The sequence below is a fragment of the Aeromonas sp. Y289-2 genome (assembly GCF_027705925.1).
Taxonomy (GTDB): Bacteria; Pseudomonadota; Gammaproteobacteria; order Enterobacterales; family Aeromonadaceae; genus Aeromonas; species Aeromonas veronii.
The window spans coordinates 327,128-348,084 of the sequence record NZ_JAPDCH010000001.1; the positions used below are offsets into that span (position 1 = coordinate 327,128).

Annotated in this window: 15 protein-coding genes; 3 read left to right on the forward strand and 12 right to left on the reverse strand. The window is 55.5% G+C overall.

Annotated features, from left to right (window positions below):
• Positions 1–24 precede the first annotated feature (24 nt).
• From nlpI to queA, 7 genes are all read right to left on the reverse strand, one after another.
• Positions 25–969: a lipoprotein NlpI gene (gene nlpI, locus OKC43_RS01515; protein WP_280638861.1), complete on the reverse strand. Its 945-nt coding sequence runs from the start codon at positions 967–969 to the stop codon at positions 25–27.
• Positions 970–1,059: 90 nt separating this feature from the next.
• Positions 1,060–1,428: a rhodanese-like domain-containing protein gene (locus tag OKC43_RS01520; RefSeq protein ID WP_005351016.1), complete on the reverse strand. Its 369-nt coding sequence runs from the start codon at positions 1,426–1,428 to the stop codon at positions 1,060–1,062.
• Positions 1,429–1,512: 84 nt separating this feature from the next.
• Positions 1,513–2,460, reverse strand: coding sequence for a protein translocase subunit SecF (secF, locus tag OKC43_RS01525; RefSeq protein ID WP_005337322.1), 948 nt, complete (start codon positions 2,458–2,460; stop codon positions 1,513–1,515).
• A gap of 10 nt (positions 2,461–2,470) precedes the next feature.
• Complete coding sequence (gene secD / locus OKC43_RS01530; protein ID WP_106843940.1) at positions 2,471–4,324, reverse strand: protein translocase subunit SecD; 1,854 nt, start codon at positions 4,322–4,324, stop codon at positions 2,471–2,473.
• Positions 4,325–4,342: 18 nt separating this feature from the next.
• On the reverse strand, positions 4,343–4,678 hold the full coding sequence (gene yajC, locus OKC43_RS01535) for a preprotein translocase subunit YajC (protein WP_005337327.1): 336 nt from the start codon (positions 4,676–4,678) through the stop codon (positions 4,343–4,345).
• Positions 4,679–4,730: 52 nt separating this feature from the next.
• The gene (gene tgt / locus OKC43_RS01540; protein WP_270803745.1) at positions 4,731–5,867 is read right to left on the reverse strand and encodes a tRNA guanosine(34) transglycosylase Tgt; all 1,137 of its coding nucleotides are present in this window, start codon (positions 5,865–5,867) and stop codon (positions 4,731–4,733) included.
• Between the two features lie 74 nt (positions 5,868–5,941).
• Positions 5,942–6,994, reverse strand: a complete 1,053-nt coding sequence (gene queA, locus OKC43_RS01545) for a tRNA preQ1(34) S-adenosylmethionine ribosyltransferase-isomerase QueA (protein WP_021229691.1) — start codon at positions 6,992–6,994, stop codon at positions 5,942–5,944.
• Between the two features lie 212 nt (positions 6,995–7,206).
• On the opposite strand from queA, the gene OKC43_RS01550 reads away from it, so the two are divergent.
• From OKC43_RS01550 to ahpF, 3 genes are all read left to right on the forward strand, one after another.
• Positions 7,207–7,653, forward strand: coding sequence for a CBS domain-containing protein (locus OKC43_RS01550; protein ID WP_005337333.1), 447 nt, complete (start codon positions 7,207–7,209; stop codon positions 7,651–7,653).
• 690 nt (positions 7,654–8,343) lie between these two features.
• On the forward strand, positions 8,344–8,910 hold the full coding sequence (gene ahpC, locus OKC43_RS01555) for an alkyl hydroperoxide reductase subunit C (RefSeq protein ID WP_005337335.1): 567 nt from the start codon (positions 8,344–8,346) through the stop codon (positions 8,908–8,910).
• A gap of 123 nt (positions 8,911–9,033) precedes the next feature.
• Complete coding sequence (gene ahpF, locus OKC43_RS01560) at positions 9,034–10,614, forward strand: alkyl hydroperoxide reductase subunit F (RefSeq protein WP_270803746.1); 1,581 nt, start codon at positions 9,034–9,036, stop codon at positions 10,612–10,614.
• A gap of 135 nt (positions 10,615–10,749) precedes the next feature.
• Here ahpF and OKC43_RS01565 read toward each other — a convergent pair whose 3' ends face one another.
• From OKC43_RS01565 to OKC43_RS01585, 5 genes are all read right to left on the reverse strand, one after another.
• Complete coding sequence (locus OKC43_RS01565) at positions 10,750–11,466, reverse strand: SIMPL domain-containing protein (protein WP_181281650.1); 717 nt, start codon at positions 11,464–11,466, stop codon at positions 10,750–10,752.
• 56 nt (positions 11,467–11,522) lie between these two features.
• Positions 11,523–12,083 carry a hypothetical protein gene (locus OKC43_RS01570; RefSeq protein WP_005337339.1) on the reverse strand — a complete coding sequence of 187 codons (561 nt, stop codon included), beginning with the start codon at positions 12,081–12,083 and terminating at the stop codon, positions 11,523–11,525.
• 86 nt (positions 12,084–12,169) lie between these two features.
• Positions 12,170–17,890: a retention module-containing protein gene (locus tag OKC43_RS01575; RefSeq protein WP_270803747.1), complete on the reverse strand. Its 5,721-nt coding sequence runs from the start codon at positions 17,888–17,890 to the stop codon at positions 12,170–12,172.
• A gap of 263 nt (positions 17,891–18,153) precedes the next feature.
• Entirely contained in the window at positions 18,154–20,079 is a 1,926-nt protein-coding gene (locus tag OKC43_RS01580) for an EAL domain-containing protein (RefSeq protein ID WP_106843944.1), read from the reverse strand.
• A gap of 3 nt (positions 20,080–20,082) precedes the next feature.
• The gene (locus OKC43_RS01585; protein ID WP_005350994.1) at positions 20,083–20,835 is read right to left on the reverse strand and encodes a transglutaminase-like cysteine peptidase; all 753 of its coding nucleotides are present in this window, start codon (positions 20,833–20,835) and stop codon (positions 20,083–20,085) included.
• Between the last annotated feature and the right edge of the window lie 122 nt (positions 20,836–20,957).

Below are 20,957 nucleotides of genomic sequence, written 5' to 3' on the forward strand. Positions count from 1 at the left end.
TTTTTACCACTATCTGGCAGTGGATCAGGAGGGCTGATCACTCTTGTTACGAGCGCTCTGGGCACCTGGCGGCAAGGGTTTGCGCGCCATCAACTCCAGCTCCAACAGCGCATAGCGGTGCTCAATGAAGTCATAGACGTTGTTGGATAAGGCCAGCTTGAAGTAGCTGATGGCCTCCTTGCGGTTGCCTTTGCCCAGCTCGAACTTGCCCAGATAGAAGTAGGTTTCACACAGGCGCTCGGCAAGCTCCCGGTTATCCTTCACCCCTTTCACCACGTTGCCCATCAGCTGGGAAGCGTTGATCTCGCCGGTATAGAGGCGAACCAGATCCCAGTTCCAGGCGTCGTCATCGTACTTGTTGAGACGCTCGCGCATCCGGCTCATGGCGGCCGACGGGTCGAGTTTCTGCTCAGCCAGATAGAGCCAGATCACCCGATAGGGGTCTTCCGGCTGCGCCTCGTAGAAACGCTTCATATCGGCCGCGGCCAGCTCGGGACGGTTACCGTAATAGAGGGCGATGCCACGGTTGAGATAGGCATAGTCATAGTCCGGCGCCAGTTCGAGGGCGGAATCGAACGCATCATAGGCTTCGTCGTAATTCTGCTGCTGTACCAGATAGACGCCGATGAAGTTGTAGGCCTCGGCGAAATCCGGTTTCTCCCGCAGGGCACGGTTGAAATCGAGCCGCGCGAGGGAACGCAGACCAACCCGATCAAACACCACGGCACGCTCATAGAACAACTCTGCCCGTTGCTCGGTGGTCAGTTCCATTTCACTGAGCATCTGCCCGAGTCGGGCGAGCGCCAGCTCACTCTGGTAGGAGACCTGCAGGGGGGTCGCCAACACCAGTGAAGCAGGCTGCGGCTTGGGAACCTTGGGGGTGTTAACCTGACTGCTACTGCTGCAACCCCACATGGGAAGCAACAACAGGATACCGAGGAGGTATCCAATCCCTTTCCTGACGTTCAATGAACACTCCGACGCTTACGCTTGACCCCGCATATGGTAAAGGTCAACTGCCGCTTTGTCATGTAGCTGTGCCCCTCTACCTCAAATAAATCAGGATTCGACAGGGTATCCGGCATCGCACCAACCGCGAAAGCCGCCGTCGACGCTGATCACCTTGCGATAACCCATCTGTTGCAGGTTGTCCGCCGCCAGAATTGAGCGAAAACCACCACCACAATAGAGGTAGAGCTCGGTCTCGAGATCCGGGAACTGGGTCTCGATATCCCGCTCAATCACGCCACGACCCAGATATCGGGCACCGGGCAGATGGCCCCTGGCCCACTCGCTCTCTTCCCGCACGTCAATCAGGTGAAACGTGCGCCCTTCGTCCTGCCAGCGCTTGATCTGGTGAACATCGGTTTCGGTGATGCGGGAGCGGATCCCGTCAACCAGCGCCAAAAAACGGGGATTGTGATGCATGACAAACTCCTGTTGTTTAAATCATGTGCGTCAGCAAACGACACGCAGAGATAAGAAAAGAGCGCCATGAGGCGCTCTTCACTGTTACGGCAGGATTTCCTGTTGGTCCGCACCCTCTTTCTCTACCTGGGTGGGCAGCATGTGCTCGCGCTTGACGCCGAGGAACATGGCAAACGCACTCGCCACATAGATGGAGGAGTAGGTACCGAACGCCACACCGATCACCATGGCCACGGCAAAACCGTGGATCAGCGCACCGCCCTTGAGCAGCAGCGCCAGCACCACGATAAAGGTAAGGCCGGAGGTGATGATGGTACGACTCAGGGTCTCGGTCATGGAGAGATCCAGAATGTACTCGGTATCCCCTTTACGCACCTTGCGGAAGTTCTCCCGCAAGCGGTCGAACACCACGATAGTATCGTTAAGGGAGTAACCCACCAGGGTCATTAGCGCCGCCAGTACTGTCAGGTCGAACTCGTACTGGAAGTAGGCAAAGACACCTAGCGTGATCACCACGTCGTGCACCAGGGAGAGAATGCCCCCCAGCGCCAGACGCCATTCGAAACGCACTGCCACGTAGGCCAGGATACAGAGGATAGAGGCCAGCATCGCCAGCGCACCGTCTGTCGCCAGTTCATCACCCACGGAAGGGCCGACGAACTCGACGCGTTTGAGCACTGCGCCCTCGTCGAGCTGCTTGGCCGCCGCCAGCACTTCGTTACCCTGTTGTTCTACCTTGACCCCCTCTTTCGGGGTCAGGCGGAACAGCACATCACGGCTGGAGCCAAAGTGTTGCAGGGTTGCCCCTTCAATCTTCTGCTCTTCCAGAGCGTCGTGGATCTTGTCCAGGCTCACCGACTGCTGGAACCCCACCTCGATAGTGGTACCACCGGTAAAGTCCAGACCCCAGTTCAGGCCCCGATCAAACAGGAAGAACAGGGCTACCACCATCAGCACGGAAGAGAAAACCACACCCGGCTTGGCATAGCGCATAAACGGGATCGGTTTTTCAAAATGTAGAATCTGAAACATCTCTCTATCCTCAGATGGGCAGCTTGTCGATACGCCGTCCACCCCAAGCCAGGTTGATAATGGCACGGGAAACTGTGATGGCAGTAAACATGGAGGCGGTCAGACCAATGCCCAGCGTCAGGGCAAAGCCCTTGATGGCGCCGGTGCCGATACCGAACAGGATCACGCAGGTGATCAGCGAGGTCACGTTGGAGTCGGCGATGGTGGAGAATGCCCGATCAAAGCCCAGATGGATGGCTTGCTGAACACCCCGACCGTTGCGGATCTCTTCACGAATACGCTCGTAGATCAGCACGTTGGCATCCACCGCCATACCCAGCGTCAAGACGATACCGGCGATACCCGGCAATGTCATGGTGGCCCCCGGAATCATCGACATGATGCCGACAATCAACACCAGGTTCATACAGAGCGCCAAGTTGGCAACCCAGCCGAACGCGCGGTAGTAGATCCCCATGAACAGCACGATCACCAGCATGGCCCAGCCGATGGCTTCCATACCGCTGTCGATGTTCTGTTGACCCAGGCTCGGGCCAATGGTGCGCTCTTCCACGATCTGGATCGGGGCGATCAGGGCACCGGCACGCAGCAGCAGCGCCAGGTTGTGGGCTTCGTTGGCGTTGTCGATACCTGTGATACGGAACTGGCTGCCAAGACGCGACTGGATGGTGGCGACGTTGATCACCTCCTCCTGCTTGCGGAACTTGCGCTTGCCATCCGGACCCGGTTGACCGACCGGCTTGTACTCGATGAAGACGGTCGCCATCCCTTTACCGACGTTGTCCTTGGTAAAGTTGGCCATCTTGTTGCCACCCTGGCCATCCAGCTTGATGTTGACCTGGGGACGGCTGTACTCGTCGAAACCGGACTGGGCACCCACGATGTGGTCACCGGTCAGGATCACCCGCTTTTGCAGCACCACGGGACGACCGTTGCGATCGTTATAGACCTTGGAGCTGGGCGGGACACGGCCGTCGGCCGCAGCCTGGATGTCGGCAGTCTCATCGACCATGTGGAACTCCAGGGTCGCGGTCGCACCGAGGATCTCCTTGGCACGGGCGGTATCCTGAATACCGGGCAGTTCAACGACAATGCGCTCGGCGCCTTGCTGTTGTACCAGCGGCTCGGCCACGCCCAGTTCGTTGACCCGGTTACGGATGATGGTGATGTTCTGCTCGAGGGCGTACTTCTTCACTTCCTTGATCTTGGCTTCGCTCAGACCAGCCAGCAGGATGAACTCATCCCCTTTCTGCTCGGTAGTGAAGGACAAATCAGGGTTCTGACGACGCAGATGAGAAACGGCGCGTTCCTGATCGGCTTCGTCACGGAAGATCACCTGCACCTGATCTCCGACCCGGCGTACGCCGGAGTAACGGATCTTCTGGGTGCGCAGCTCGGAGCGGAAATCCTGCACCATCTGCTCTTGCTGCTTGGTCAGTGCTTCGGCCATGTCCACTTCCATCAGGAAGTGCACACCACCGCGCAGATCAAGACCCAGCTTCAGAGGCGCCGCACCGATGGCTTCGAGCCAGGCGGGAGTGGAAGGTGCCAGGTTGAGTGCGGTAATGAAGTTGTCGCCCAGCTTGTTGGCAACGATATCGCGCGCCTTCAGCTGGTCTTCGGTGTTCTTGAAACGGATCAGGATAAAACCGTGCTCGAATGCAGCATGTTTGACCGGGATCTTGGCCGCTTCAAGGGTCTCTTTAACCAGATCAAGAGTATCTAGCTTGACTTCGGCACCACGGCTGGCAGAAACCTGCAAAGCCGGATCTTCGCCGTAAAGATTGGGGGCTGCATATAGAAAACCGATGGCGATCACCAGGATCACCATCAGGTATTTCCACAGCGGATAGCGATTCAACACGCTGCGCTCCTTGGGAGATTAAAGGGACTGGATAGAACCCTTGGGCAGAACGGCAGAGACGAAGTCCTTTTTGATGGTGACTTGAGTCTGGTCGTTCAGGGCGATCACCAGGTAATCGCTGTCTGCAGCCACTTTGGCAATTTTGCCAACCAGGCCACCGGAAGTGAGCACTTCATCACCCTTGGACAAGGAGCTCATCAGATTGCGATGATCCTTGGCACGCTTGGCCTGGGGACGATAGATCATGAAGTAGAAGATCAGGCCGAATACGGCCAGCATGATGATCATTTCCATACCACCACCCTGTGCACCCGGTGCTGCGCCTTCTGCATACGCCTTGGAGATAATGCTCATTTAACAACCTCTTATTGATGTAGATTTAAAAAAACAAAATTATATGTTGTTGTTATTTAACGTCATTTTCAGCTAACGGAGGCACAGGCTTCCCTTGCCGACGGTAAAACTCTGTTACAAAGTCGTCTAATTTACCCTGCTCGATCGCGTCCCGCAAACCCTGCATCACACGCTGGTAGTAACGCAGGTTATGAATCGTATTCAGACGGGCACCGAGGATCTCGTTGCACTTGTCCAGATGGTGCAGGTAGCTACGGCTGTAGTTCTTGCAGGTGTAGCAATCGCACTCGGCATCCAGGGTGCTGGTGTCGTTGCGGTGGTGGGCATTGCGGATCTTCACCACGCCATCGGTGGTGAACAGGTGGCCGTTGCGGGCGTTGCGGGTCGGCATGACGCAGTCGAACATGTCGATACCACGGCGCACCCCTTCCACCAGATCTTCCGGCTTGCCGACACCCATCAGGTAGCGCGGCTTGTCAGCCGGAATTTTCGGGCAGACGTGCTCGAGGATGCGGTGCATGTCCTCTTTGGGTTCGCCCACGGCCAGACCACCGACCGCATAACCGTCGAAACCGATCTCCAGCAGCCCCTTGAGGGAGACATCCCGCAGATCTTCGTAGACCGAGCCCTGAATGATGCCGAACAGGGCATTCTTGTTGCCCAGCGCATCAAACTTGTCGCGGGAACGCTTGCCCCAGCGCAGGGACATCTCCATGGACTTGCGCGCTTCTTCATAAGTGGCCGGGTACGGGGTGCACTCGTCGAAGATCATCACGATGTCGGAGCCCAGATCGTACTGGATCTCCATGGACTTCTCGGGGTCGAGGAAGATCTTCTCGCCATTGATGGGGTGACGGAAGTGGACGCCCGCTTCGGTGATCTTGCGAATATGTCCCAGGCTGAACACCTGGAAACCACCGGAGTCGGTCAGGATCGGGCCCTGCCAGTTCATGAAGTCATGCAGATCGCCGTGGGCACGCATCACTTCCTGACCCGGACGTAGCCAGAGGTGGAAGGTGTTACCCAGCAGGATCTCGGCGCCGGTTTCACGCACTTCTTCCGGGGTCATCCCCTTGACGGTGCCGTAAGTCCCGACCGGCATAAAGGCCGGTGTTTGTACCACACCACGTTCGAAGACCAGTTGACCGCGACGGGCACGGCCGTCGGTGGTTTTCAGTTCAAATTTCATTGCTACCTCGGCTGCGTCAGATAAACAGTCTGACAATAGGAGGGCCGCGCACGGCCCGGTAAATAAGCTGAAGCTTATGCTTCAACCTGGCGACGGGTGACGAACATGGCGTCCCCGTAGCTGAAGAAACGGTACTGCCCGGCCACGGCTGCCTGATAGGCCGCCATCACGTTGTCATAACCGGCAAAGGCGCTGACCAGCATGATCAGGGTCGACTCCGGCAGATGGAAGTTGGTGACCATGGCATCGACAATCTGGAACTTGTAACCAGGGAAGATGAAGATATCGGTGTCACTAAAGAAGGGCGCCAGCGGTTTGCCCTGCGCCAGGGTGACCTTGGCCGCGCTCTCCAGCGAACGGACCGAGGTGGTGCCAACGGCAATCACCCGACCACCACGGGCACGGGTGGCCGCGATGGCATCTACCACCTCTTGCGGCACTTCCGCATACTCGGAGTGCATGTGGTGATCTTCAATCTTCTCAACCCGCACCGGCTGGAAGGTCCCCGCCCCTACATGCAGGGTGACGAAGGCCGTTTCAACCCCTTTGGCCCGAATTTTCTCAAGCAGCGGCTCATCAAAGTGCAGGCCGGCGGTCGGCGCGGCGACGGCGCCCGGCTTTTGATTGTAAACGGTCTGGTAGCGCTCCTTGTCGGCATCCTCGTCGGGACGGTCGATATAGGGGGGCAGCGGCATGTGGCCGATGGCCTCCAAAATTTCCAGCACCGGACGCGGGTCGAGGAAGTGGATCTCGAACAGAGCGTCGTGGCGGGCGCGCATCTCGGCTTCAACGCCACCATCCATGATCATCCGGGTGCCGGGCTTGGGCGCCTTGGAGGCACGGACATGGGCCAGCACGCTGTGCTCGTCCAGAATGCGCTCGACCAGTACCTCCAGCTTGCCGCCGCTGGCCTTCTGGCCAAACATGCGCGCCGGAATGACACGGGTGTTATTGAATACCAGCAGGTCACCCGGATTGAGCTGATCCAGCACATCCACAAATTGACCGTGGCGCAGGGCGCCAGTCTGACCATCGAGCTGCAACAGGCGGCTGGCGGTACGCTCTGCCATCGGATAGCGGGCAATCAGCTCGTCTGGCAGATCAAAATGAAAATCGGATACTTGCATCTTTCACCTCGGGGGGAATCGGCGGCTAGTCTAGTTATCCCCATCTTCCAAGGCAACCCAAAAGACCAAAAACCCAAGAGAGACAAGGGGTAGCGAGCAATATTGAGACACACCTCCGGTTAATGATTCTTTAATGTTCTGTATTGACCCTGATCATGTTTTGCCAGTTGGGGCTGGGCTAGGGTGAAAGCAGATACACAAGGAGGCCCACCATGATGACCCTATCCGAAATCATGACCGAACATCCCTTCACTCTGGGTCCGTCAAACAGTGTCAAACAGGCGATGGACCTGATGCAGCAGGAGCGGATCCGCCACATTCCCATCGTCGACGAGCAGCATCACCTGCTGGGGTTGGTAACCCTCACCGATATCCTGGCCACCCGGGAATCCAAGCTGCTGCTCATCAGCCCGGAGCGGGAAGCAGAATTTACCGACAGCGTGCAACTCGACGAGATCATGACACGGCAAGTGGCGAGCGTAGATCCTCACGCCGGCATCAAGGAGGCAGCACTCTACCTGCAGCGCCACAGATATGGCTGCCTGCCGGTACTCAAAGGACGCAAGCTGATCGGCATTGTCACCGAGTCGGACTTTATTTCCGTGGCCATCAACCTGCTGGAATTGATGGAAGAGCAGGAACCACCTACCGACTTTTGACAGATTTAGCTGTAATTAAATTACAATAAAAGCGTTTTCAGCCGTCAAAACAAGCTGAAATGATGAAACACTTTCATTTTGATTGAAAAATTACACCAAATGCTTGCCTTGTGATCTGCGTCACACTATCATCCCTCTCATGCAATAGTTGCCGAGGGGGAGACGAGGGATTGTGCACCCATTATCTTCCTCTCATATGTCTGCAAGTTTGCACACCCCGTAGTTAGTCTTTGCTGTAAAGCATTTGTTTATATAGCCATTCCTTGTTTGATGACCCGGCCCTGTCGTTGCGATAGCGCCGGGATTTTTTTTATCTGCGCCTTTCGGCCTCCCCTTGCCAGCACATCCCCATCGCTGCGACCAACGGCCTCAACCTCCTCGCCACCTGTTTGCACCACCGTTTATCTCATCGCGTCATCGTGGCTCTGCACACCCCTTCTTATGCCTTGAAAAGGCGATGCAGCGCACAGACATTGAACCACGACAAGGAGTTATCTCAGTAGGTCAGAGATATTCATGTTAGGTACAGCCATAGTGAGCTATCTAATAAGTAGATTTAAGCGATTCAAAATTGCGGCTTTTATCGATTAACGGAAGCCCCTATGATGAATCCATCGAAAGTTAAGCGCCTCGTCTGGCAAGACTCTTCAACACCAGACCGGCATATGTACATCACCAAGGAGCAATTACATGTCTACCTACATCAACACTGAAATCAAGCCGTTCAATGCTACCGCCTACCACAATGGCAAATTCGTTCAGGTGTCTGACGCTGACCTGAAAGGCAAGTGGTCCGTGGTCTTCTTCTACCCGGCTGACTTCACCTTCGTTTGCCCGACCGAGCTGGGCGACCTGGCTGACAACTACGCTGAATTCCAGAAGCTGGGCGTCGAGATCTACTCTGTCTCTACCGATACCCACTTCACTCACAAAGCATGGCACGACACTTCTGACACCATTCAGAAGATCCAGTACCCGATGATTGGTGACCCGACTGGTACCATCACCCGCAACTTCGGCGTGATGATCGAAGAAGCTGGTCTGGCTGACCGCGGTACCTTCGTAATTGACCCGCAGGGCATCATCCAGATCGTCGAGATCAACGCCGGCGGCATCGGCCGTGACGCACTGGAACTGCTGCGCAAAGTCAAAGCAGCCCAGTACGTTGCCTCCCACCCGGGTGAAGTGTGCCCGGCTAAATGGAAAGAAGGCGAAGCCACTCTGGCCCCGTCCCTGGATCTGGTAGGCAAGATCTAAGCCTCCCGCTTCCAAGACCGGCCCGCATAAGGGCCGGTCTGCTTTCCGGCATTGCCAAATAGGCCTGAAAGCAGACCGACTCACATTTAATGCCAACTCGCCATTACAAGAAGGAATTCGACCATGTTGGATACCAACCTCAAACAACAGCTGAACACCTATCTGCAGTACATCGTCAATCCCATCGAGATCAGCGTGTCCGGCAACGACAGCGACAAATCTGCAGAGCTGCTGGCACTGGCCAGCGAGATCGCCGAGATGTCCCCCAAGATCACCCAGACCTCTGGCACTGCCGCTCGCAAGCCTTCCATGAGTGTCGCGCCGCAGGGCCAAGCCCCGCGCGTTCACTTTGCCGGCATCCCCATGGGTCATGAATTTACCTCTCTGGTGCTCGCCCTGCTGCAAAGCGGCGGCCACCCCTCCAAGGCCGATGCGGCCGTGCAGGAGCAGATCCGCAATCTCAAGGGTGAGTTCCACTTCGAGACCTATATCTCCCTCTCCTGCCACAACTGCCCGGACGTAGTACAGGCCCTCAACCTGATGGCGACCCTGAACCCCGGCATCACTCACACCATGATCGACGGCGCCCTGTTCCAGGAAGAGGTCAATGAGCGTCAAATCATGGCGGTACCGAATGTCTACCTGAACGGCCAACCGTTCAGCCAAGGGCGGATCTCGCTGGAAGAGATCGTCGCCAAACTTGACACAGGTGCTGCCGAGCGCAAGGCAGCCGAGCTGAATGAGAAAGATCCCTACGATGTGCTGGTCGTGGGCGGTGGCCCGGCTGGCGCCGCAGCGGCCATCTATGCCGCTCGTAAAGGCATTCGCACCGCCATCGTTGCCGAACGTTTCGGTGGTCAGGTGATGGACACCGTCGGCATCGAGAACTTTATCTCAGTGCCCTACACCGAAGGCCCCAAGCTGGCCGCCAGCCTGGAGCAGCACGTCAAAGAGTACGGCGTGGAAGTGATCACCGAACAGCGCGCCGCCGCCATCAGCAAAGATGGATATGTGAACGTGGATCTCGCCTCTGGTGCCACCTTGAAGAGCCGCGCCGTGATCCTGGCTACCGGTGCCCGCTGGCGCGATCTGAACGTACCGGGCGAGCTTGAGTACCGCACCAAGGGCGTGGCCTACTGCCCGCACTGCGATGGTCCCTTCTTCAAGGGCAAGCGAGTAGCTGTGATCGGTGGCGGTAACTCCGGTATCGAGGCGGCCATCGATCTGGCTGGCATCGTCGAGCATGTGACTGTGGTGGAGTTCGCCGACACCCTGCGTGCCGATGAAGTGCTGCAGAAGAAGGCTCGCTCCATGGGCAATATCGACATCATCATGAGCGCGCGCACCACCGAAGTGATCGGTGATGGCACCAAGGTGGTCGGTATGGACTACGAAGATCGCACCACAGGTGAGATCAAACACCTGGCGGTGGCGGGTATCTTCGTCCAGATCGGCCTGGTACCGAACACCGAGTTCCTGAAAGGGAGCGAGATTGCCCTGACCCGCTTTGGCGAGATCGAGATCGATACCAAGGGCGCGACCTCCCTGCCCGGCGTCTACGCCGCAGGGGATGCCACCACGGTACCGTTCAAGCAGATCATCATCTCCATGGGCGCTGGCGCCACCGCCGCACTGGGTGCATTTGATTACCTCATCCGCAACCCTGCTCCTGAAGCGACCAAGGCTGATGCTGTAACCGCCTGATAAACCCCGCCAACAAAAAGCCGACGCGCGATTAAGTAAACACGAGCGTCGGCTTTTTTATATCTGCATCGATGTGCAATAAAAACCCCGCAGCAAATGGCGGGGTTGTTCATGACTGGACTTAAACGACGGGCATCACTCCAGCAAGAAAACAGCCTCGATATTATCACTTACCGTGATCTGCTGTTGTTGATAGCTGTTGTCCGCCATATCCGGCGCGGGAGCAGCCATCGCCATGGCCTGCACCACCTTCAGGTTGCGGCTGTAGGCGGTAATGGGCGAAGCATTGCGGTACTCCACACTGTAGACCTTGCCAAGCTTCATACCGAACGCCTTGGCCAGAGATTCAGCCTTGGTTTTGGCATCCTCAACTGCTTTCAAACGGGCCTGCTCCTTGATGACCTGCGGCGACTTCAACCCGTACTCAATCTGGGATACAGACTCCAGCCCGGCTTTGAGGGCGGTATCCATCAGGGGGCTCAATTTATCCAGTTGATAGAGTTTGACCGCCAATTGCCGTTGGGCACGATACCCCAACAATACCGGCTTCTTGTTCTCGCCATACTGATATTCCGGAGAGACCATCAGGTTGCCAGCCTCAACATCGCTGCGCTTGATCCCCAACCCTTCCAGTTGGCTGAAAAAGGCTGCGACCTTGGTATCGACCTGCTGCTTGGCCTTGAGGCCCTGCTTATCCAGTGCACTCACCGCCACATTGAGGGTGAGCATATCGGGTTCGGTCTTCTGCTCGGCATAACCGCTCACCACCAGATGGGGCGCTTGCGGCACTTCAATCGCCAGCAGCGGAGCACTGACAACCAGAGCGGAAAGAGTAAGAAGGGGACGCCACATAGAAAAAAACCTCAATCGGAAAGATTGAGGCCATTATGCCCGTGCAGCTGCGGGATTCATATATCGTGCAAGGGGGGGAGCTGATCCAGTATCTGATTGGTCAGATCGAGACTAATGGTGACCATGCTGCCGGGATCCTGGCTCTGGTTTGCCATATCCAGCGCAGGAGCCGCGCCACAGACCAACACCTCATCATCGAAATGGAACGAGTCCCACGACAGAACGTGTCCTTGCACCGCCTGTCCGATATTGGTGCCACCACTATCCTCCTCCATCGCAGACCAAGGGATGGTATCAGATGGTCCTAGCAAATCTTGCAACAACGGAGAGTGAAAACTGGCCAGCGGATATTCCTGCTGCCCCTGATGATGGCCAACCAGAATCATGTTATGGGCAGACTCGGTATCCATGACCGGCACATAAGTGATAGAGGCAGTAGCGAAGTCAACATAGAGCGAGCCCGCTACATCACCGGCCTCATTCTCAATCTCCATCCCATCCAGCCGATCCCCCGCGATCGAGGCCTGATAGCCAAACTGGCCTGCGCAGGTAATGTTCCCCTGCCCATCCCAGCTATAACGGATGCCATCAATGTCGACCCAGTTGAATGACTGCATGATTAACCCTCTCCTCTACTGCCGCTATCTTATCCATCCCCTTGAGGAAAAAACAGGGGCCAGGCAAGCCCGGCCCCAAGACAGGGTTACGGATCAACCTTCAAGTTACCGTCATCCAGCAAGTGCTTGATGATCTCCTGATTGGAGCCCAGTGAGGCGAGGTCGAGTGAATTCTGGAACTGGATGGTCAGTTCCGGGCTCCCACCGGCCCCGGCAGGATCTATCGTCAACGTCTTGGTCGTCGTGTTGAACTGCAGATAGTTGTCCAGCACGGCTGCCAGATCCTCGTTGTTCCCCACTGCAGGTACGCCGACCAGCAGATCCGAGAGATCCAGTACATCTCCACCATTGTTGGTATCACCTAAAGTGAAATCAGTAATGGTATCGATACTGCCGTCCGCATCCCCCGCCAGCCACTTGAAGCTGTCACTCTCCCCACCACCGGTCATGGTATCGCTGCCAAGGCCGCCGATCAGAATGTCCTTACCAAGGTCGCCCGTGAGTATATCGCTACCAGAACCACCATCCAGATAATCATCACCGACACCTCCAACAAGGGTGTCGTTCCCTTCCTGGCCAAAAAGGATATCGTTGCCACTGCCACCATATAGGGTGTCATTACCACCACTGCGGCTACTCTCCCCACTCAGCTCAGTAATATGGGTCCGGATGTAATCCACCGTCTGTTCACGTGTCCACCCATGACTGGACTCCAGCGTTTCAAATACCAGCCAACCAGAACCTTGGGGCAGATCCAGTCCCAACTCGCTGGCCAGCGTATCGGTATTGAGTACATCGCCAAACAGGATGTCATTGCCAACACCACCATCGGCCACGTCATTGCCGGCCCCCAGCAACACGGTAATCTGATCCCCCTCGGTCAGGGCTGCCGTCAACTGCTCGGCACTGGTCACAATCTGGGCATCGCCGATCGGAGCATTGAAACCCTGCTCGATCCGGATATTGTCTATCCGTACCTCAGCATTCCGGTCATTGGAGCTGTCGAGCAGTTCGAACACAAACCCGTATTGCCCGACAGGCAGTCCATCGGTTGTGATAGTGCTGTAAGCCGTCAAAACAGACGAACTAACGCCAGTAATGGTGCCCGTTTGCACTGGATTGAGCATATCCCAGAAACCACCCTCGAGTTTCACCAACTTCCAGGTGAAGCTGTCGCTGCTATTAACACCATTCAAGGCATACTGGAACTGCAGACTTGCTCCGGCTTGTGCCGCAGAAACCTGGATGGCATTGGCCACGGCGAGCGCCAATATTGTCCTGTCAGAATCAGAACCGGTTCGATCATCCCGGATCCGCAAGCTTCCATTCGTAACAGTATGCGATCCCTGAGCATCACCACTGAGCACCCATCCCGAGGCGGCATTTATGCCGCTACCACTACCAAAGGTGGCCAAGTCAAGGAAGCTGCCTGCCGAGTAAAACTGATCTGCCGTTTCAGTCGTGTTATCAAAGAACTTCAACAAATCCTTGTTAACATCATTGGTCACCCCGATTGCATTGACCTGACTGATGGCACTGAGTGAAACAAAAGCATCCACCGACTCCTTGATCACCTCAAATGTGGTGCTGTTGCCTGGTCCGGCGACCTGATTGCTGTCATTGAGGTAGTAAGTCGGGTTACCATCCGTGACAAAGAATGTCAGGTTCTGGTAACCGGGAGCAGCCTTGCTACCATCATTGAACCACTGCACGGCCTGATTGAACGCGGCTTCATAGTTGGTGCCACCATTGGCAACCAGTGCATCAATGGCATTGGTCAGGTTGCTCACATTACTGGCACCAAGCCCTACTATTGTCACACTCTCGCTGGCATTCGCCGCAAAACCAATCAAGGTGACATTGATCTCACCATCATGATCTTTCAACTGGTTGACCAAATGGGTCAGGGAGGCCTTGAGCATATTCAGTCGTGATCCAGCCATACTGCCAGACACATCGACCACCAGGGCAATATTGTAATTCTTACCCGGGATGAAATTGGTACTGGTGCCTCCGATGTCCCCCACCACAATATCGTGACCAGCACCGCCTGCAACCAGACCATCCAGACTACCGTTGGAGTTGGGCACCTTGTGATCATCATCCGTGCCGGGGGTCCCGGTAGTGTCGGGGGTATCCGAGGTGTTGCTGCCCACAACCAGAATATTGGACGCGACGGGAGGCTCATTGCTCTTGACCGATACAGTAAAGTTGGCGCTGGCTTTATCTCCATCGGCATCAGTCAAGGTAGCACTGAAATCAAGGTCAATATCAGGAGGCGTGATCTTGTCGATCACTCCGAAATTCTCGATCCTCACTGAGTCATTGCCATTCAGCACAAAGCGGACATAAAGCTGGCTGAACTCCCCATCGGGTTCTATGCTGGCCAACTGCATCGACCCTTTGAGTCCTGACAGAACAAGCTCTCCGGAATCGACGACGGTCACGCCATCGGCAGCATAAGCCACCCACTGTATGGTGCTGGTATTGGTGTTGCCAACCCCGTAGACGTTGAAAGAGAGCCCATCAACGGCTGTCGTCGTGGATACCTTAAACCCTTCGTTATTGTCCAGGTTGCCGTTCTTAATCCCGAAACCATTGTTGTTCGGGTTGAGATTATCTGCATCACTCCCCGGCAGATCCTGAGGATTATTGACGCTGCCATTGAACAGCAGACCATCGAACAGGACACCAATACTGCCAGCAGTAACTCCGATCGTCTCAACAGGCCCGCCAGCACCGAACTGTGCTCCGATCGAGAAAGTCTGGGTTGGCTGGGGAGTAACCAGTTCAAAGCTGTAAGTATTGTCGTCACTGAGTGTCAATGTATAGAACACTTTAGGTGGCTGCCCACTACCATCAATGGTTGCTACCAGAGTCTTGCCATCAGTCGACAATGTTTCGGTGATCCCTGCCAAATCAGGCCATCCAGTCAGTTTCAGTCCACCAGTACCCAGAGGGCCATCAGCACCAAAAGAGACGCCAAACAATCCACCGGTGGTAATGTCGGCAACATTCATCACTTCCAGACTTTCGATGCCTGTGATCACGGGCATATCGTCTTCAATAACAACACTGACCTGCTTGGTATCACTCAAGTCACCATCACTGGCTGACATGTTGAAGGTAAATGTCTTCAGTCCTTCCTTATTGTCTCCAAATTCATGATCGATGGGCCCCAGCAAGGTGACGGTATATTTTCCAACCGGATCTACAGATACTTGTATGACAGGGAGCCCTCCCGCTGACCCCACCAGTGTCGCAGACCCCATACCACTCCACACAACTGGTAAACCTCCAGAGCTCAGGCCAGATGGAGCAGAAAGAGTGAACGTAAAGGTATTGCTGTCTATATCTGTCACATTTGCCGTCGCATTGGTCGAGGTGCTGTCGGTAATATCGCCGGGATTGGGTGAATTGTCTGGATTGGATCTCGGCAATCCCTCCTCGGATATGCGCAGATCCGAGACAGTCAGCATGGGAGCATCGTTAGTTGCAGTGACGGTCACGGTGAAGGGCTTGTTGTCTGCCCCGCCCTCGTCCGTGGTCCCCGCCACATTGCCATTCACGACCCCGCTCCAGTCCGCCGGCAAGCTAAAGCCCGGCACTCCCGCTGTGCTCGCACCGCTCCAGCTGTAGCTGCCCGCCACCGCGCCAGCCACCCAGCCTGCCCCCATCAACGCACCTGCCGGGACACCGCTCAGGGTCACCGTCACGCCGGTCACCTGCTCCGAACCATCCGCGTCGCTCGCACTCACGCTCAGCTGCGCCGCCAGCGATACCACTATCGGGTCGTCTGTTTCAGCTTCCACCAGGTCAGTCGCGCTGACACTGATATCCCCTTCCACATTGATGGTGATGCTGCCACTGCTGCTCGCGCTACCTTCGTTGGTGGTCGCCACAACTGTGTAGCTGATAGGCGCGCCACTATTGCTGGTACTGCCCGCCACGCCTGCGGTCGAATAGTCTGCAGGGAACACCAGCCCGAACGCCGGCGGCAATGCCCCCGCCACCACGTTCACTGTCAGGACGTTACCCACCAGGGTGCCACCCACTGCAGTGGTATTCGCAGGCAAATTGTTGAAGGTATACACCAGGCTGGTCCAGGTCTCTGACCCGTCGCCATCGCTGATACTCACTGTGTTGGTCAGCAGCACCTGTACCGTGCCATCCGTTTCGGTCGCACCCGCATTCAGCGCCTCGACGTTGAAGTCGATGTCATGGCCGGCATTGATAGTTACGGTGAAGGGCTTGTTGTCTGCCCCGCCCTCGTCCGTGGTCCCCGCCACGTTGCCACTCACGACCCCGCTCCAGTCCGCCGGCAAGCTAAAGCCCGGCACTCCCGCTGTGCTCGCACCGCTCCAGCTGTAGCTACCCGCCACCGCGCCAGCCACCCAGCCTGCCCCCATCAACGCACCTGCCGGCACACCGCTCAGTGTCACCGTCACGCCGGTCACCTGCTCCGAACCATCCGCGTCGGTCGCAGTAACACCCAGCTGCGCCGCCAGCGATACCACTATCGGGTCGTCTGTTTCAGCTTCCACCAGGTCAGTCGCGCTGACACTGATATCCCCTTCCACATTGATGGTGATGCTGCCACTGCTGCTCGCGCTACCTTCGTTGGTGGTCGCCACAACTGTGTAGCTGATAGGCGCGCCACTATTGCTGGTACTGCCCGCCACGCCTGCGGTCGAATAGTCTGCAGGGAACACCAGCCCGAACGCCGGCGGCAATGCCCCCGCCACCACGTTCACTGTCAGGACGTTACCCACCAGATTGCCACCCACCGCCTCGGTCCCCGCCGGCAGGTTGTCGAAGGTGTATACCAGGCTGGTCCAGGTCTCTGAACCATCGCCATCACTGATACTCACGGTGTTGCTCAGCAGCACCTGTACCGTGCCATCCGTTTCGGTCGCACCCGCATTCAGGGCCTCAGCGTTGAAATCGATGTCACCTTGTGGAGTCACTATCAGCGTCAAGGTTGACGTGACGATATCAGTGCCATCGGTAACCACATAACTCACGGTAGGTACGGCTCCGGAATAATCAGGAGCCGGGGTAAAGGTGAAAGAACCATCACTATTGATGATCAGCGTGCCAATTCCTGTCAGAGTCGACGACACGCCAGCAGGTACGTCTATGTTGCTCCCCCAGCTGTAACTGATGATAGAGGCAGCCTGCGGACCATCGGGGTTGGAACTGTTTGCCAGTAGATTACCGCTTGTAGAGCTATCTTCATCAAGCGAAATGACCTCGCTTTCATCTAGCAGGATATTCTCCAGCGGCTCTGGCTCAAGCAGCGGTTCAGCTGCTTGTTCAGTGTTGATAAACGGCTCGGACTGATAGGTGGTATCAAACCCTGCAGCCGCTATCGTGGCATCGCCTGTTCGATCAATTGTGACGAAACCACCATTACCACTGGCCCCCGCAACCCCACCAATACCGCCACCACCACCGGCCGCTGGTGCCCCACCAGCAGCAGAAGCCTCAAAGTTTTGAGTCGGGTCAACACCCTGCAGAATCGATTCTTGCAATGCGGCAATATCTGAAGGTGCGCCTTCCTGGCTGGCCGCCACTTGCGGTTGAGCAGGTTCAGCGGACTCGGAACCTGCCGGTACATCCGATGCTGGAGTATCGTCATAAGGGGAAAGAGCCAGCTTGGCGTCATCAGCTATGGTCAATTTGGCTCCGGGTTGGAGAATTTCCCCTTTTTGCAGAGGGCGGCTGCTTCCATCAGCCAGCACAATCTCCACATTGCCTTCGATAGCTGAGACAACCACGGACTTGTCGATGATTTGGGTACGCATATCCATTGCTCCAAGGTGACAGATCTTGATGTCTACACCGTAGAAGGAGATAGCGCGCTGTTCCGTTGCAAAAAAACGTACGTTCGAGAGGAATTCAACAAAAGGACGGAAAAAAATCGAAGAGTTGGAATTTCTTAATACAAATCAGAACCCTAGACACAGCCCCATTCAAGACCGGCCTTGAGTTGGTTATAGAAAAATGGCGAAAAGAGAAGTGACTGGTATAAAAAAGGCCCCTATCGGGGCCATTTCCAGCATTTAATTCAAGACAATGGGAAGGCAGGATGAACAAATCCCTGGTAACCATCTATATGCAACTTGGAAAGCAGTTCCACTTGATGTTGATCTTCGACTCGGGTTGCAATAGTCGTCACACCGGCATTGTGTGCGGCGCGACACACTGCAGCCAGGAATGAGGTGTCAGCCCCCGGCTCCATGACCTGACTGGTATAACCGTGATCAACCTTGACATAAGCCGGCGACAACTCCTCCAGATAGCCCAGAGACTGGAAGTGACGACCATAGTGGTCAACCCCCCACTGGAAACCATGAGCTTGCAAGGTGCCCACCAACGCAGCCACGTTGTCTTTATGTTTCATGATGGCAGCTTCAGGTATTTCAAATAACAACCGCTCTTTGAGCTCTGCATACTCGGTCAGATAGCGCGTCAGCCAGGTTAAAAATTCATCCGAGCAGAGCGAGCCAGCAGTGATGTTGATCGCCAGTACCAGATCAGACTGTTTTTGCAGTAATGGAACGCAAGCATCAAGCACCGCCTGGTCAAACTCGCCACCCAATTTGAACTGTTCAATCGCGGGCAAGAACTGACCTGCAAAATAATCTGTGCCATCCCGAGAGATAGAAGCAAACAGCTCGGCATGCAACCTTGCTCCATTATCAAACCGGCAAGCTGGTTGTGCTTTGAAGCGCCAAAGTTGTCGTGAAATGGCATCTTGTACCAGATCTCGCCAGGCCAAACGCCCCATCAAACCTTGCTCGGTCCCCCCTTCCATCACCACAGCACCACGGCGTTCATTGCGCGCCTTGCCAAGCGCATTATCGGCTTTGGTCAACAAGGCAGAGAGATCATCATTGCCATCACGACCGGCAATACCGATGACGGAGAGCGCATCCCCTTCGCCCATTGGATTCACCACCAGATCGGCAATGCGGCTATTAATCACTTCAGCCAGCTCTTTTAGCTGAGTCAGATCGTCAGTTGGACAGAGCAGCGCATATTCCGTCGCGGAGATCCGTGCCAAGGCTGCGCCATCCCACCCTTTTAATTGCTCTTTCAAAGCCTGAGCTATCGATTTGACCATGTTGTCACGGGCAGCAAAGCCTTCATCGCGATAGATATCATCCAGCATGTCGACCGCAACCAGCATGACGCCACCTTGGCCAGCCTCCGCTATCCATGCGTTTACCTGACCCACAAAATAGGCTCGGTTGCCAAGCCCCGACACGGCATCGACATAAACCCGCTCACGCAATTTCTCGGCCTCATCGGCTTGCTCTTTGAACTGCAACGCCAACTTGCTTGAGAGGATGTTGATCGCCTGAACGACCTGCTTCAATTCATGGGTTTTAGGCTCCGGGATCATATGACCGAAATGGTGCAGCTCAATCTCGACGGCTTGATCACAGATCTGTTTGAGTGGCTTGAGCAAGTAGTTGAGTGCTCTCATCAACAAAATTGTGGTGATCAAAAAGCCGACCAGAAACCAGCTCGCCAGCTCGCTCATCCCCCGCCACAACTCGTAATAAGCCTGGCCGGGGTGACCCACTACTTTTAATTTTCCAAGCTGCAACCAGCCAGATGTCAGAATTGATTCGTTGGATACCTCAGGAAAAAGTCCCAAATTTACAAACCACCGCGGTACCCCCTGAATATTGTTGGTATTTTCCTGCTCGATGACATCCTTTGATGCCAGCAGATCAAGGCGAACCAATCGATAATAGCCGCCATCAAAAATAGCCTGGATCACCGACTCGGCACCGACCTTGTCACCGTTTTCCAGATAGGGTGTGAGCGCAAGCCCCAGCGAAGTTGCCGTATTGATGACCGTTGTTTCCTGTTGCTGCGCCAGATAAGTGCGGGTTGAATTGAATTGCACCCAGTATGTGGCCGCAAATAACAATCCAAACAGCAGCAGCATGGTGGCTAATAACTGTCGATAGAGCGTCATAGGTTAATCATCCAAATTCACCACTGGCCGAGCCAATCGCCCCGAGGTCATGCGATTGCGTAAATCATTCCATAATCCCAAGCGGGATGATTGACCAGCCAGTTCCCCTTGGCCTCGTGCCTTCATCAACCACAAGTGACTACCGTTAAAACTGTAAATAGGCACCAGATCACGCCGCTGTGTGGCAGGGCGAATCGAGCCTATCAAATTATCCAAAATAACCGGAACGGAAGAGGGTGTCTCATAATATGCCACCACCATGTGAAACTGGTTGTAATCAAGAGCCTTGACGTACACCATCCGCATTTTATCATCCGGGATCCCAAGCTCGAGCAGCGTAGAGTATTTGGCGATACTGAAATCTTCACAGTCTCCCCCGGCGGCTCCCAAAAATTCTAGCGGGGTTGCCCAATAATCCTTTTTGCGCCACAACTTGATATCGTCAATAAAACGCATCCGATTGAAAAAATTATTTACCCGCTCAAGCTTTTTTTCTTCGCTCAGGGCCCTGCCCTTCGTCTCCATGACCAGCATACGCCAACTGGTTACACGCTTGCCGGCTCTGGCGCCATAGGTCTGCTCCGCCCGTTTGATCAAGTTGAGATCTTCCTGTGGCAGAGGCTGACTGGCACAGAGCAGAAGTGAGAAGGGTAACAGCAAGATCCATAAGGAGTGGCGCAAAGCGCGTAGCGATCGGTATCTCCATTCATTGAGAAGATAACACCATCTGCTACCGGTACCACGCTGGAGTGTCACGTCATATTCCTGCTGCATTATTACTGCTGCACACCTCAAAGCTCGTACAACAACCTGCGTTAGCCAAACATGGTGACTGCCAGCAGCAGTCACCATGTTGGCGTTCATGATCCCTGCGGGAT